Here is a 14,931-nt window from a genome sequence, read left to right on the forward strand (position 1 = left end):
GTCACTGTGCCTCCAGGATGAGTCGGGGTGCCTCCGTGGCGGACAGCGGCACGTTGTAGTGGTCGAGCAGCCACGAACCGACGTCGTGGAACAGCGGGGCGGCGGACTGGCCGCCGGAGCCGTCGGAACTGCGCTGCGGATTGTCGAGCATGATGCCCACGACGAACCGGGGGTCGTCGGCCGGGGCGATGCCTGCGTAGGTGATCCAGTAGTTGGAGTTCGAGTAGGCCTTGGTGTCCGGGTCGATCTGCTGGGCGGTACCGGTCTTGCCTGCCGTCTGGTACCCCTCGATGCCTGCCGCGGGGGCCGTGCCCTGCTGGACGCCGGTCGGGTCGGTCTGGTTGACCGCCCTGAACATGTCGACCACCGTGCGGGCCGTCGCCGGGGAGACCACGCGGGTCTCCTCCGGGTCGTCCTGCGGGATCTCCGTGCCGTCGGGCGACGTCACCGAGCTGATCAGTGACGGGGCGACGCGCACGCCATCGTTGGCCAGGGCCTGGTAGATACTCGTCATCTGCAGCAGATTCATCGACATGCCCTGACCGATCGGCAGGTTGGCGAAGGTACCGCCGGACCACTGGTCGAGATCCGGGACATAACCTGCGGTCTCCGAGGGCAGACCGAGGTCACTGGCCTGGCCGATGCCGAAGTTGTGGAGGTACTCGGAGAACTTGTCCTCGCCGACCCGGTCGGCGAGCATCAGCGTGCCCACGTTGGAGGACTTACCGAAGACACCGGTGGTGGTGTACGGCACGACCCCGTGGTCCCAGGCGTCCTTGACGGTCACGCCGGACATCTCGATGGTGCCGGGGACCTGGAGCACCTCGTCCGGGGTGGTCTTGCCTTCCTCGATGGCCGCGGCAGCGGTCATGACCTTGGCGACCGAGCCCGGCTCGAAGGCGTTCTCGACGACCCGGTTGGTGAATTCCTTGCCCTGGTCGACCTGCTTGTCGAGGTCACCCATCGGGTTGATCGTGTCGGAGGTCGCCATGGCGATGACCTCGGCGGACTTCGCGTCAAGGACGACCGCGGACGCGGATTCCGCACCCGACTTGTCCTTGGCCTGCTGGACCTGCTGCTGGATGTAGGCCTGCGCGTCGGTGTCGAGGGTGAGCTGGTAGGAGTCACCGTTGACCGCCGGGTGGCGGTCACGGACGGTGCCCGGGATGACGGCGTCATTGCCGACATCGGAGGTCACGCTGCCGTTGGTACCCTGCAGCCTGGCGTCCTGCGACAGCTCGAGACCGTACTGTCCGCCTTCGACGCCGTCGCCGACCCAGCCGTACTTTCCGACGATGTTCGCACCGACCGCCCCGTTGGGGTACTGACGGACGTCCTGGTTCTCGGTGGACAGTTCCGGCCAGCGGGCGATGATGCGCTCCGCGATGTCGGGGTCGACGTTCTGCACCAGGCGGACATAGTTGGAGTCGGAGGTCAGCGCCTCGCGCAGGTCCTCCTTCTTCACGGCCCCGGTATCCCCTTCGAGCATGTCGGGCAGCTCGTCGACGATCTCGTCGAGCTGCTCGTCCGGAGGCAGGGCACCGTCGGGATTGTCCTCGGTCCGCTTGTCGATCTTGTAGCGGTCGGCCATGTAGGTCTCGAGCTGATTGGGGAAGGCGACGATCATCGAGGCCTTCATGGTGTACGCGAGATCGCGGCCGTCACGGTCGGTGACGGCACCCCGGTCGGCGTACAGCGGGGTCTGCACGGTGCGCTGCTCTGAGGCACTGTGGGCGAGTCCGTCCTGCTGCAGGAGCTGGACCTGGACCAGTCGGGCCATGAGCACGAGGGCCACGACGACGACCACGACCACCACGACGGTACCGCGGATCTGGAAACGCCCGGGGCTGGTGTCCAGCGTCCGCCAGGAGTTGCCGGGTACACCGCGACGCGTGTTGCGCCGGCCAGTCCGGTCCTGTTCCACGGTATCAGTCTCCCATCTCCCGGTCTTTCCGGGCCTCCCCGGTCACGAATGTCTTACCCTACCCGGAGCAACCGTCCGACCCCGTACCCGTGGGACACGGCAGGTCGCGTCCGGTCCTGTGCCGGATCAGTACGGGAGCTGACCGTTGCCGGACGCCGCCGACGGTGCGATCGGGGCGACCGGAGTGCCGTCGCCGGCGTCCCCGTCGACCGGGGCACCGTCACCGTCGACTGCGGCGACCGGCCCGTCGGACCGGTTGTTCGCCTGGTCGGTGGTCGGGCGGTCGGTGCGGGGCACGCCTCCGCGGGTGGCGTCGAGGTCGATGACGGCGGAATCGTCCGCCGGATCGGCCGGACGGGTCTCGTTGACCTGGTCGCCCCGGACATCGAGAACGCCGGCCTGGCCGGGCACGACCATGCCCATCCGGGACGCCTCGGCGGCAAGGTTCTCCGAGGAGCTCAGCTCCTTGTAGTCACGGTTGAGGGACTCCAGCTCATTGGACAGCGTGGTGCTGCGTGCCTGGGCGTCCTTGAGGACGAAGGCCTGCTCCGTGGTCTTGCCGGAGAGGAACATGGTGGCCCCGATGCCGACGGCGACGAGAATCACCAGCACGACGACGAGCTTCAGGTAGCCGGGGGCGGTGGCCTCTCTGGTGGAGACGCGGCGTCCCCGGACCGACACCTGCTGCAGCGACCCGGTGCGCGGCGGAACCAGACGGTGGCGACGCTCCCGGGTGCCGGCACCCCGGCTGCTGCCGGTGCCGGTGGCGCGGGAGGGGGTTCGCTCCTGCGTCTTCCCGCGGGTGCCGACGGTTCCGGTGCCGGTCATGATTCCTGTGCTCATTGGGTGCCTCGCTGTCCTGGAGAGTGGTTGGTCGGTGGTGGTCGACATCGGGGTCAGTGTCCGGGTCTCGATCGGATCCGGCGGACCGCCCGCACCCTCACCGGTGCGGACCGGGGGTTACGTTCGATCTCTGCGGCGTCCGCCTTCTCCGCGCCACGGGTGACGAGGTCGAAGGACGCCGCGGTGTCCGGGAGATCGACAGGCAGCCCCGGCGGGGTGCGGTTGGCGGTGAGTTCCGCGAGCGCCTTCTTGACGATCTTGTCCTCGAGGGACTGGTAACTCATGAACACCGCCACACCACCGAGCCCGAGCCGGGCGGTCGCCGCCGGGATCACCGCGGCCAGGGAGTCCAGCTCCGCGTTGACCTCGACACGCAGTGCCTGGAAGGTCCGCTTGGCAGGGTGGCCGCCGGTACGACGGGTCGCCGCGGGAATCGTGCGGTAGAGCAGCTCGACGAGGCGACCTGAGGTGGTGAACGGCTCCTGTTCACGCTCCCGCAGCACCGCCGAGGCGATCTTGCCGGCGAAGCGCTCGTCGCCGTAGGCGCTGAGGACGTGGGCGAGATCGCCGTGACTGTAGGTGTTGAGCACCTCGGCGGCGGTCAGCGGAGAGTCCGGGTCCATCCGCATGTCGAGTGGGGCGTCCTGCGAGTAGGCGAACCCCCGCTCCGCCTGGTCGAGCTGCATCGAGGAGACGCCGAGATCGAAGAGATAGCCGGAGACGCCGGTGGTGGCGAACTCCCCGGGCAGCCGCCCGTCGGACGCCAGGTCGTCGAGGGCATCTCCGAGGCCGTCGAACCGGGTGCGGTAGGCGATGAACCGGTCGCCGAACCGGGCGAGGCGGTCCTGTGCCTGGACGATGGCGTTGGGGTCACGGTCCAGCCCGACGACGACGGCGTCCGGGAAAGTCTCCAGGAAGACCTCGGTGTGACCGCCGGCACCGAGCGTGCCGTCGACGATGACCGGACGGGTGGCACCGGTGCCCTCGACTCCGGCACCGACCAGTTCCACCATGCGGTCCCGCATCACGGGGACGTGGCCGAACTCGCCACTGATCCGGCGGGACGGTTCTGACATGGTGGGACCTTTCATCGGAGTCGGGTTGTACTGGGGTACGGGTGGTACGGGGTACAGGGAGGGGCTGCGTACGGGGCCTCACCTGCGCGGGTCCGATTGACGTCGGGGAAGTACATCAAGCGGATCGTCCGCGCAGATGAGGGCCGGCACACAGCCCTTGGTCGGGCACACTGTGGATCAGAGGATCCGGCTACAGGAATCCCGCGAGAGCGTCGTCGTCGCCTTCGGCGAAATCCGCCTCGTGCTCGGACAGGTAGCTCTCGTAGGCGTCGGCATCCCAGACCTCGATCCGGTCCACCGAGCCGATGACCACGCATTCCTTGGTCAGTCCCGCATAACTGCGGTGGGACGGCGCGACGGTGATCCGCCCCTGACTGTCCAGCGTCTGTTCATCGGCGCTGGCACCGAGGCGACGGACAAAGGCCCTCACCCGGGGGTTTGACCGGGATGACTCCGCCGCCTTGCGTGCACGGACCTGGAACTCCGCCTGTGGGTAGATCGTGAGGCTGTGGTCCTGCCCGTTGACGACGACAAGTCCGTCCGCGAGCTCCTCACGGAACTTCGCGGGCAGTGTGAGTCGTCCTTTGTCGTCGAGCTTCGGGGTGAAGGTGCCGAAGAACATCTCGTCGACCCCTTTCCCGTGACCGGCCGCTGGTGATCATGCAGTGTGCTGTCGCTGTGAAGTTGTCACGGAACCACTCTCCCGCTCCGCTGGCGCCCACCTTACCCCACATTCCCCCACTCACTCCATGCCCATCAGGCACAAATGCACGGAAGACAGGCCCGGAGTCACACCTTCGACGCCCATGAATCTACATCTACCTGCACATATGAACATCTCCGAAAGAGTGGGGAGATGTGGGAGGTTTCTCATCTGACAGGCGATTCCCAGGTACTTGAGCCCCACGCACACCGTCAATCACACCCGTGACAGGTAGTTGTTTCTGGCCTGAACTCTCCTGACTGCCGCCGCGAACCAGCTCCCGACCTGCGCGAATACGTGATCCCCCGTCAGAAAACCCCCGTTCCCCCACCGTTGCCCGCCATCATCCGTCACCCGGCCGGCCCGGCGGGTGATGGCGGTGGGTGGAAGTGGGGAATCGGGGAGACCCCGGTCTGCGTTCACGACTGTCACGTTTCACGACTGTCACGTTTCAGGACGGCCAGTACAACGCCGGCGCCGGATACATCACGATCGTGTACACCCCGCCACACACACGAACACACCGGTGCCCCCACAGGATCATTCTCCTGTGGGGGCACCGGTGTGTTCCGGGGAAGCCGGGGGCTGACCCCTAGTCGAAGCGACGACGGAAGCTGTTCTCCATGCGGTCAGCGATACCACCGGAGTTGCCGGACGCCTTCGGCCCGCCACCGTTGGCTTTCTTCGATCCCTTCCCGCCCGGCTTGTTACCCGACCGGAATGCCATGAGACCACCGGCGAACATGATGAAGAAACCGACGAGCCCGAGGGTCACGAACCACAGGCTGGTCTGGGCCAGGGCGATGCCACCGATGAGGACACACAGGCCGAGAAGGAATACGGCGATCGACCGGATACCCACAGACACTCCACCGGGAGTCGCCGTGCGGTTACGTTCAGCAAATGCCGGATCGTCGGCGATGAGCGCCTGCTCAATCTCCTCCAGCATCCGCTGTTCCTGCTCTGACAGTGCCACTGTCGTCCTCCCCTGTCTCTTCTCGGACCGCCTGTTCGGCCACGGGTTAGGTGGGTCATCTGGTCCAACGCACGGGAGGTCGAAAAAGTTTCCCGACCTGTCATCCTCTGGACCACTTTCTACTGTGGTCCACAGTACCCCACTCCACGCCCACCTCCCCCATAAACTTTCCGCGGCCCCGGCCAGGATCAGGCGACCTCGGGCAGATAGCCCACCATCCCGCGCACCTCGTCGATGAAATCGCAGACGGCGGCGTAGAAGTTGTCGGCGTCGGAGAGCCGGAGCTCACCTTCCAGACCCATCTCCACCCGGGCGACGAACCGGGCGTAGACCTCGAAGCGTTCCACGGTGTCCTCCATCTCCGGGACAGCGGCACGCAGTCTCGCCCACGCGCTACCGGAAGTCCGGCGGCGCTTCCCGGTCCGCACGTCCTCGATCGCCGCCCCCGCACCGCGCAGTGCGGCACGGTAGGCCCAGGTGATGCGTTCGGCCGGCTGAGGCTCCCGGCGCGCCCGCTCGAGCAGGCGCTCCGCCTCGTCGATGTAGGACGCGGCGGTCACGTGCGGTGAGCCACCGCGTCGCAGGCGCGTCACCTTCGCCGTCGTGGTCCTGTCCGTTGTTGACATTGTCCGCCTCCTTCGCATCGGCCAGGCCGGTCCTGCCCGGCTTCACGTTCTGTCATGGACACTAGGGAGCGCCCGGACGCGGACCGTCCATCTCTCCACTTAATAGAACACATTTTCTAGGTATTCCCCGGAACCGTCCACCTTTGGCACCATGGAAGAGTGACCGGCACCATGAAACGAGAAACGGACTCCACCGTCAGCATCTGCGACATCTCCCCGCAGACCTACCTGCAGCGGGTCAACGAGCTTGTCGAGCTCCACCTCAAGGCCATGGACTACACCCAGTCGTCCTTCACCCAGCGCCGCATCCTCTGGGCCGCGAACTCGACGCGTCCCGGGTTCACCGCCACCGTCGCACTCGACCACGGTCCCGCAGTCCACGCTGACCCCGGCGACCCGAACCAGCGCGTGGTCGGCATCGCCTACGGTTTTCCCGGCCTCCCCACCTCCTGGTGGTACCGGGAGGTCTTCCGTGGATTGCGCGCCGCAGGGATGTCGGTCGACGCCGCCACAGCGGCGCTCGACGACTTCGACGAGGTCTCGGAGGTCCATGTCATGCCCGGTTACCAGGGGCACGGCATCGGCCGCCGGATGATGGACAACCTGCTGCCGAGGCTGCGGCGTCCGGTGGCCCTGCTCTCCACCCCCGAGGTGCCCGACGAGGCCAATGCCGCCTGGACCCTCTACCGTGAGCTCGGCTTCCGCGATGTCCTGCGCAATTTCCGGTTCGGCTCCGACCCCCGCCCCTTCGGGATCCTCGCCCGCCCCCGCGGCTGAGACCGGTCCGAGGCCCCGGCAGTCTCTAGCGCACCATGTCCTGACCGAACTTCGGCCCGTAGGCCGGCGCCATCCCGAGGTTGTGCAGGACCTCCTGCGTCGCCCGGACGTTGTTCATCGTCATGAAGTGCAGGTCCGGTGCCCCCTCTGCGATGAGCCGTTCGGCCATCTTCGTGGTCACCTCGATACCGACCTCACGGATCGCCGCGGCGTTCTTCCGCTCGTCACCGTCGGCGACCTTCGTGAAGAGTTCCTCCATGTCACGGGGCAGTTCACAGCCTGCCAGCTCGACCTGACGACGCACCGACCGCAGCGAGGTGATCGGCATCAGTCCCGGAATCACCGGCTTGGCACCGTGCACCGGGTCGCAGGCGGCGAGCCGGTCGCGGAGTCGGAGGTAGTGGTCGACGTTGAAGAACATCTGCGTGATCGAGTAGTTCGCCCCGGCACGCAGCTTCTCCACGGTGTAGCGGGTGTCCGCCTCGATACTCTCCGCCCGGTAGTGCCCCTCCGGGAAGGACGCGATACCCATGTCGAAGTCCTCGCACTCCGGCATGGAGCGCACGAGCTCGATGAGGTGTACGGCGTGGCTCAGTCCGCCGGCGATGCCCTGCCACTCCCCTGTCGGGTCCCCGGGCGGGTCGCCGCGCAGTGCGAGCAGGTTCGTCAGCCCCAGCGACGCGAACTCACGGAGAATCCCGCGCAGTTCCTCCTCGGTGTGGCCGACCAGCGTCATGTGCAGCAGGGTGGTCAGCGGCTTCACCGCGAGGCGTCCTGCGACGCGTTCGGTACGCGCCCGGCTGGAACCGCCGGCGCCGTAGGTCACCGAGACGAAGCTGGCCCCGAGATCATGGAAGGCCTCGGCGGCGGACCACAGGCGGGCCTCTGCCGCGTCGTCGCGCGGTGGCATGAACTCCACGGAGAACGGGACTCGTCCGGGGGTTCCCCGCTTCAGGGTGTCGGAGACCGCGACCTGGAGGCTGGGCGGTGGCGGGGTGGTGGAGAGCGACTCTGGTGATGGTGCGGGTGACATACCTGACGATCATAGAAGACGTGCCGGGGCGCATGAGCGGAGGTCTCCCCGGCCCACCTACTATGGAGCCGTCAGAATCTGTTCATGTCCGTCCCGGTCAGGCCCCGCCGACCGGCCAGCGCCACCGGAGAGTGCCACGAATGACCTACACCCCGACCTCCTGGACCCTGGACAGGCCCCTGGCGGATGTCCCGTCGGCGGTGGACGCCGAGCTGGACCGTTTCTTCCACGACCGGCACGCCGAGATCGACGACCTGGATCCGGTGGTCGCCGACGGGGTGGATGCCCTGGAACAGTTCGTCACCGGTGGCGGTAAGCGGCTGCGTCCGTTGTTCGCCTGGGCCGGGGTGCGCGCCGCTCTCGACGGAGGTGGTGGAACGGTGTCCGGGTCGACCGGGCCGGAGGATCTGCTCCGCGCGGTGGGGTCACTGGAGTTCATCCAGGCCTGCGCGCTGATCCACGACGACATCATCGACCACTCCGACACCCGGCGCGGCCGACCGACGACCCACCGGCGTTTCGAGGCGTCCCACCGGGGCAACGGCTGGTCCGGGGACGCCGTCGGCTACGGCGAGAGCCAGGCCATCCTCGTCGGCGACCTCGCCTTCGCCTGGGCCGACGACATGCTCGTCGATTCCGGGGTGGACGCCGCGTCCCTCGCCCGGGCCAGGGAGCCCTGGCGGAAGATGCGGACCGAGGTCATCGCGGGGCAGATGCTCGACATCGCACTCGAGAACAGCGGCTCGGAGGATCCGGCGATGTCCGAGAAGGTCAACACCTACAAGACCGCGGCCTACACCGTGGAGCGGCCGCTGCACCTGGGGGCGGCCCTGGGGGACGCGGACGCCCGCACCGTCGACCTGCTGCGCACCGCAGGCCGGGAGATCGGCATCGCCTTCCAGCTGGAGGACGACCATCTCGGGGTCTTCGGCGACCCGCAGGTCACCGGGAAGGCCGCCGGGGACGACCTGCGCTCGGGCAAGCGCACCTGGCTGGTGATGCGTGCCCTGGCGACGGCCGACCGGACCGATCCCGCGGCCGCCGCCCGGCTCCGTGCGGGCATGGGTACGGTGCGTTCCGATGCCGAGGTCGACGAGCTGCGGCAGATCATCGTGGACTCCGGGGCCGCCGCGCACAACACCGGCCGGGCCCGGGAACTCACCGACACGGCGGTGGACGCGTTGCGTACCGGCCACCTGGGTCGCGGCATCGTCGATGAGCTCGTGGCCGTGGCCGAACAGCTCACCGAGCGCAGGAGCTGAGATGACCGCCACAGCCGCCACCGGACACACGGTCGCCGCCCGGGTGCGCGGCATGTCGCGCCGCACGGCGATCATCCTGGGCGCCGTGGGGTCCCTGGTCATGGCCCTGACCTCCCACGCCGTCGGAGCGACCCGTACCAGAGGTGGTGTACTTCAGTCCCTGGGACTGGCCAACCTGGGCTTCGGTCATGTCGCCGGCATCCTCGTCGTGGTGCTCTGGCTGGGGGTGCTCGCCCTGGTGATCTCCTGGGTCGTCCTCGGCGGACGCCTGCTGCGCCGGGGCGAGCCCCTCGGTGTCGCCCCACTGGTGGCCTGGACTGCGCCACTGCTGCTGGCCGGCCCGCTGATGAGCCGTGATGTCTACTCCTACCTCATGCAGGGCACGCTGAGCCGCGAAGGTTTCGACCCCTACGAGGTCGGCGCCTCCGCGGTGCCGGGCCGGGTGTTCTTCGAGGTCAGCCCGGACTGGCGGAACACGACCACCCCCTACGGGCCACTGCACATGTGGATCGGCGAAGGCGTCGTCAGTATCACCGGTGACAACGTCACCGCCGGGGTGATCGTCTACAAGATCTTCTCGCTGGCCTGCTTCGCCGGTCTCGTGTGGGCCGTGGCCCGCCTCGCGGCTGCGTTGAAGGTCAACGTCTCACTCGCGGTGTGGCTGGGGGTGGCCAATCCCCTGTCGGTGATCCATCTCGTCGGCGGTATGCATAACGAGGTCACCATGATGCTGCTGGTGTGCGCCGGTCTGCTCGCCGCGGTGAGGTTGCCGGTGGTGCGTGGCGCGGTGCTCGGCGCAGTCCTCGTCGGCGCGGGAATCGCCCTGAAGGCCACGGCGGCGATCGCGCTGCCGTTCCTGGTGTGGATCCTCGTCGCCCGCTACGCCGGGCCGCTCGGGGAGGACGCCCCGGTACGCCGCCCGGTGAAGGAGGTCGTGGCCGATGTGCGGCACGGGACCCTGCGCCGGGCGGTGACCCTCGTCATCGGTGGCGTGGGGTGCCTGGCACTGTCGGTGGGTACGCTCGCCCTGGTGACCGTGGCCAGCGGCCAGTCCTGGGGCTGGGTCTCGGAGGTCACCGGCAACTCGAAGGTGATCAACCCGCTGGCGGTACCCTCGCTGATCGCCTCGGTGCTGGTGCGACCGATCGGCGCCGTCGACGAGAACATCTTCTTCAATGACATCATCGACGCCGTCCGACCGGTCTCGACCGTCGTGATGGCGCTGATCCTCGTCATCGCCTGGGCGGTGTGGCGACGTTCGGTGAAGGAGGCCTTCGTCGGGGCGACCATGGCCTACATGGCGACCTGCCTGTTCAACACCGTGGTCCTGCCCTGGTACTACATGGCTCCGCTGGCACTGGTCGGACTGTGGATCCGGGATCGGCGTGCGGTGTTCGCCGTGGCCTGGCTGGCGATGGTGCTGTCGATGACCTTCGACGGGTCCGGTAACAACCGGCTCTACAACCTCCCCTGGCTCATCCTCGTGGGCCTGGTGATGTGGTGGCTGGCGCGGACCTGCCTGCGCCACGAAGACCCGGCGGAGGACACAGCGGAGGAATCAGCTGATGGCCATGGCCTGGGCGCGACGCATGACCTCGCGGGCGAGGTGTCCGTGGAGGGCGTCGACGGGGCGTCCCGGCAGTGACTCGTCGTCGGAGAAGAGGAAGTCGAGGATCTCGGCGTCCTCCCAGCCACCGTCGGCGAGCAAGACGATGACGCCGGGCACGAACTTGTTGATCTCGGCGTTGTCGGTGAAGAAGCGGGCGGGGATGTGGCGCACTCCGTCGACGTCGACGGCGATGAGACGGTGACGGTTGAGCTCGTCCATCACCCGGGTGACGATGACGCCGAGGAGGTCGGCGACATCGGGGACAGTCAGCAGCCGTTCACCAGCGGGGACCCCGGACAGCGGGGAGGTCAGGACGAGGCCGGGGCCGTCAGGGGAAGTGTTGTTGTCGTTACTCACGTCTACTACCTTAACCGCCCTCCCCCGTATAATCGCCGGGTACCCGTCTGTCCCCGACACATCAGGAGGCGATCCCCCCACCGTGGCAGCACAGCTCCAGGCCGGCGATCTGCTCGACGGTCGCTACCGCATCGGGGCGAGTATCGCCCATGGCGGCATGTCGACCGTCTACCACTGCATCGACACCCGCCTCGACCGCGATCTCGCAGCCAAAGTCATGGACCCGGCGCTGGCCGCGGACCCTGCCGCGCGGACGCGGTTCGAGCGTGAGGCGCGTGCTGTCGCCCGACTGGACCATCCCTGCCTGGTGAACGTCTTCGACCAGGGGACGGACGAACGCGCGGACGGCGACCTCGTCTTCCTCATCATGGAGCTGGTCCCCGGCGGCACACTGCGAGAGCTGCTCCGCGAACGAGGCCCGATGCCGCCCCACGCCGCACTGGCGGTCACCGAGCCGGTGCTTCAGGCCCTCGCGCTGGCCCACCGTGAGGGCATGGTCCACCGGGACGTCAAGCCGGACAATGTCCTCATCCGCGACGACCACCAGGTCAAGCTCGCGGATTTCGGGCTGGTGCGCGCGAGCCGCCAGCAGTCCGCCGCCGGTGGTGGCCCGGTCATCGGCACCGCCGCCTACCTGTCACCGGAGCAGGTGCAGGGACGCAGCACCGGTCCGCAGAGTGACGTCTACTCCGCCGGCGTGATGCTCTTCGAGCTGCTCACCGGTCGGCCGCCGTTCCGTGGTGCCACGCCCCGGGACACCGCGGCGATGCGGCTGGACCAGGATGTCCCTGCCCCGTCGACGGTGATCGCCGGTGTCCCTCGGGAGCTCGACGATCTCGTGCTCACCGCGACCCGCCGCAACCCGGTCCGGCGATTCGAGGACGGGGCCCAGTTCCTCGAGGCGGTCAGGGACACGGTCCTGGACCTGGGGCTTCCGGCGTTCCGCGTGCCGGTACCGGAGAATTCCGCTGTCCACCGGGCATTGGCCGGATCGGTCTTCAGTGACCGGTTGAGCTGGGATGATGCGGCGATGGCCACGAGTATGGTCCCGCCGGTCACCGGTGTGCCGGACAACCCCGACCAGCACACCGCGCAGACCCGTTACCAGGAACCGGAACCGCCCCGAGACGGGGAACGCCAGGGTGAGCCGCGCACCGGGCACCCCACCCACGTCACCCGACGGGTCCCCGAGCCGGTCCCCGCCCCGCCGGGACCTCCGCTGAGCAACCGTCGCCCGGCACGTACCGTGCTGTGGACCGTACTTGTCCTCGTCATGGTCATCGCTGTCGCGGTGGGCTCCTGGTGGGTCGCCTCCGGCCGCTACGGTGAGGTTCCCCAGGTCCTCGGCCAGGACATCACCGGTGCCCGGTCCGCCGTCGAACAGGCAGGATTCACGTCCACCGTCTCCGAGATCTGGTCGGATGATGATCCGGCCGACGCGGTCACCGGGACCGACCCGGAGACCGGCGAGCGGGTGGTGCGCGGCAGTGAGGTGGCCGTCCTGGTCTCCAAGGGCCAGCCGACCGTCCCCGAGCCCAGCGACTCCGACACCCTGGCGTCCTACCAGGCGAAGCTGCAGGACCGGTCACTGACCTGGACTGTCGGCGCCGATGTCTGGGACGATGACGCCCCGGCAGGTGTCGTCGCGAAGGTCTCCCCCACATCCGGCACCACGGTGGACACGGGTACCGAGGTCACGGTGCAGGTCAGCAAGGGGCCGCGTCCGGTGAAGGTGCCCGGTGTGTCCGGTATGACCGAGAAGAAGGCCACCCAGACCCTGGAGAACGCCGGTCTGAAGGTCTCCGGGACGACCGAGGCATTCGACGCGGACGTCGACGGCGGTGACGTGATCTCCACCGACCCGGACACGGACACCGAGGTGCCCTCCGGCTCCGAGGTGCGCCTGGTCATCTCCTCGGCGGTGACCGTCCCCGATCTCTCCGGAAAGTCGATGGAGGACGCCGCGGAGGCGCTGCGGGACGCCGGACTGAACCCGGTGACCGGCGAGGCGGTGTCCGACACCGACGAGGACGCCGGGAAGGTCGCGGAGACCTCCCCCTCCTCCGGTACCCGGTTGGACCCCTCCCGGAACACCACGGTGACGCTCCACCCCTCCGACCAGGTCAAGGTCCCCTTCGTCATCGGTAAGACCGCGAAGGACGCCAGGAAGGACCTGGAGAAGGAAGGCTTCGAGGTGAAGATCGACGGCCGATCGGGAGGCCGCGTCATCTCCCAGTCCCCCGGCCCCCGCACCCGGGTCACCGAGGGAACCACGGTGACGCTGCGGACGATCTAGCCGCCGAGACTAGCGGCCGAAACTAGCGGCCGAAACTAGCGACGCAGCATCTCGGCGACGAGGAAGGACAGTTCGAGCGCCTGCTGGGTGTTCAGTCGGGGGTCGACGACCGTGGCGTAACGCGACGGCAGATCGACGTCGGTGATGTCCTGGGCGCCGCCGACGACCTCGGTGACGTCCTCACCGGTGAACTCGATGTGCACGCCACCCGGGTGGGAGCCGAGCGCACGGTGCACCTCGAAGAAGCCCTGGACCTCGTCGATGATGCGGTCGAAGTCACGGGTCTTGTAACCGTTGGAGGAGGTGTAGGTGTTGCCGTGCATCGGGTCGCACTGCCAGATCACCTTGTGTCCGGTGGCCTCGACCGCCTGGACGATCGGGGGCAGGGCGTCCCGGATCTTGTCGTATCCCATGCGGCTGATGAGGGTGAGGCGGCCCGGCTCGTTGTCCGGGTCCAGCTTCTCGACGTAGGTGACGGCCTCCTCGGGAGTGGTCGTCGGGCCGATCTTCACGCCGACCGGGTTACCGACCAGTGCGGCGAAGGCGATGTGGAAGTCCTCGAGACCGCGGGTGCGCTCACCGATCCAGATCTGGTGGGCGGAGAGGTTGTAGAGGACGTCCTCACCGTTCTCGCCGTGTGCCAGGCGCAGCATGGCGCGCTCGTAGTCTCGGACGAGGGCCTCGTGGGAGCAGTAGATGTCGGCGTGCTGCAGGGTGGAGTCGGTGACGCCACAGGCCTGCATGAACTCCAGGCCGCGCTCGATCTCCTCGGCGAGGGCCTCGTAGCGGGCGCCGGCCGGGGAGTTCGCGACGAACTCACGGTTCCACTCGTGCAGCTTCGCCAGGTCGGCGGTGCCGGAGCTGGTCAGGGCGCGGACGAGGTTCATCGCCGCGGCGGAGTTCGCGTAGGCGCGGACCATGCGCGACGGGTCGTGGCGGCGTCCTTCCTCGGTCGCCTCGATGCCGTTGACGATGTCGCCACGGTAGTTGAGCAGACCGTTGGAGTCCTTGTCGGCGGACCGCGGCTTGGCGTACTGGCCGGCGATGCGGGCCATCTTCACCACCGGGGTGGAGGCGCCGTAGGTCAGCACGACGGCCATCTGCAGCAGCGTCTTGACGTTGCCGCGGATGTGCGGTTCGGTGTTCGACTCGAAGGTCTCGGCGCAGTCACCACCCTGCAGCAGGAAGGCGTTGCCGTTCGCGACGTCGGCGAGCTGCGCGCGCAGACGACGGATCTCCGGCGCCACGACGATCGGGGGCACGGACTCGAGGATCTTGCGGACGCGGTCCGCGTGCCCCTGGTCCCAGCCCGGCTGCTGCTTCGCGTCGCGCGCGACGGCATCCTGGAAACGGTTCTCGAGCTCTCCCGGGAGCGGTGGCAGATCGGGGAGTTCGTCAAGCGGTGCGTCAATAGTCCAACCCATGCGCCTCATCATACGAGAACACACG

13 protein-coding genes are annotated in these 14,931 nt (G+C 68.1%); 4 read left to right on the plus strand and 9 right to left on the minus strand.

From position 1 onward, the window contains the following. Position 1: 1 nt before the first annotated feature. The 6 genes from CVA01_RS04890 to CVA01_RS04915 form a co-directional block, all read right to left on the minus strand. Complete coding sequence (locus CVA01_RS04890; protein ID WP_141329069.1) at positions 2 to 1,924, minus strand: peptidoglycan D,D-transpeptidase FtsI family protein; 1,923 nt, start codon at positions 1,922 to 1,924, stop codon at positions 2 to 4. 126 nt (positions 1,925 to 2,050) lie between these two features. Next, entirely contained in the window at positions 2,051 to 2,752 is a 702-nt protein-coding gene (ftsL, locus tag CVA01_RS04895) for a cell division protein FtsL (RefSeq protein ID WP_141329071.1), read from the minus strand. Between the two features lie 68 nt (positions 2,753 to 2,820). Further along, entirely contained in the window at positions 2,821 to 3,843 is a 1,023-nt protein-coding gene (gene rsmH / locus CVA01_RS04900; RefSeq protein WP_141329073.1) for a 16S rRNA (cytosine(1402)-N(4))-methyltransferase RsmH, read from the minus strand. A 190-nt stretch (positions 3,844 to 4,033) separates the two neighbouring features. Continuing rightward, a complete protein-coding gene (gene mraZ / locus CVA01_RS04905; RefSeq protein WP_141329075.1) occupies positions 4,034 to 4,465 on the minus strand; it encodes a division/cell wall cluster transcriptional repressor MraZ in 432 nt (143 codons plus the stop codon). A 673-nt stretch (positions 4,466 to 5,138) separates the two neighbouring features. Then, the gene (locus tag CVA01_RS04910; protein WP_014009694.1) at positions 5,139 to 5,522 is read right to left on the minus strand and encodes a DUF3040 domain-containing protein; all 384 of its coding nucleotides are present in this window, start codon (positions 5,520 to 5,522) and stop codon (positions 5,139 to 5,141) included. Positions 5,523 to 5,710: 188 nt separating this feature from the next. After that, complete coding sequence (locus CVA01_RS04915) at positions 5,711 to 6,148, minus strand: SAV_6107 family HEPN domain-containing protein (RefSeq protein WP_014009693.1); 438 nt, start codon at positions 6,146 to 6,148, stop codon at positions 5,711 to 5,713. A 171-nt stretch (positions 6,149 to 6,319) separates the two neighbouring features. Here CVA01_RS04915 and CVA01_RS04920 point away from each other — a divergent pair, with 171 nt between their 5' ends. Further along, a complete protein-coding gene (locus CVA01_RS04920; RefSeq protein WP_244938157.1) occupies positions 6,320 to 6,925 on the plus strand; it encodes a GNAT family N-acetyltransferase in 606 nt (201 codons plus the stop codon). 25 nt (positions 6,926 to 6,950) lie between these two features. Here CVA01_RS04920 and CVA01_RS04925 read toward each other — a convergent pair whose 3' ends face one another. Then, a complete protein-coding gene (locus CVA01_RS04925; protein ID WP_141329081.1) occupies positions 6,951 to 7,958 on the minus strand; it encodes a methylenetetrahydrofolate reductase in 1,008 nt (335 codons plus the stop codon). Positions 7,959 to 8,098: 140 nt separating this feature from the next. On the opposite strand from CVA01_RS04925, the gene CVA01_RS04930 reads away from it, so the two are divergent. Continuing rightward, positions 8,099 to 9,220, plus strand: coding sequence for a polyprenyl synthetase family protein (locus CVA01_RS04930; protein ID WP_141329083.1), 1,122 nt, complete (start codon positions 8,099 to 8,101; stop codon positions 9,218 to 9,220). 1 nt (position 9,221) lies between these two features. Beyond that, positions 9,222 to 10,865, plus strand: coding sequence for an alpha-(1->6)-mannopyranosyltransferase A (locus CVA01_RS04935; RefSeq protein WP_141329085.1), 1,644 nt, complete (start codon positions 9,222 to 9,224; stop codon positions 10,863 to 10,865). Here the strand turns inward: CVA01_RS04935 and CVA01_RS04940 are convergent. Beyond that, complete coding sequence (locus tag CVA01_RS04940) at positions 10,779 to 11,141, minus strand: Rv2175c family DNA-binding protein (protein WP_141329136.1); 363 nt, start codon at positions 11,139 to 11,141, stop codon at positions 10,779 to 10,781. The two genes, CVA01_RS04935 and CVA01_RS04940, sit on opposite strands and share 87 nt — an antisense overlap. Positions 11,142 to 11,268: 127 nt before the next feature. Here CVA01_RS04940 and pknB point away from each other — a divergent pair, with 127 nt between their 5' ends. Further along, positions 11,269 to 13,482: a Stk1 family PASTA domain-containing Ser/Thr kinase gene (pknB, locus tag CVA01_RS04945; protein WP_141329087.1), complete on the plus strand. Its 2,214-nt coding sequence runs from the start codon at positions 11,269 to 11,271 to the stop codon at positions 13,480 to 13,482. 35 nt (positions 13,483 to 13,517) lie between these two features. On the opposite strand, the gene CVA01_RS04950 is transcribed toward pknB, so the two are convergent. Next, on the minus strand, positions 13,518 to 14,906 hold the full coding sequence (locus tag CVA01_RS04950; RefSeq protein WP_041629934.1) for a class II 3-deoxy-7-phosphoheptulonate synthase: 1,389 nt from the start codon (positions 14,904 to 14,906) through the stop codon (positions 13,518 to 13,520). Positions 14,907 to 14,931 lie beyond the last annotated feature (25 nt).

Origin of the sequence: Corynebacterium variabile (assembly GCF_006539825.1) — a bacterium.
GTDB classification, from domain to species: Bacteria; Actinomycetota; Actinomycetes; order Mycobacteriales; family Mycobacteriaceae; genus Corynebacterium; species Corynebacterium variabile.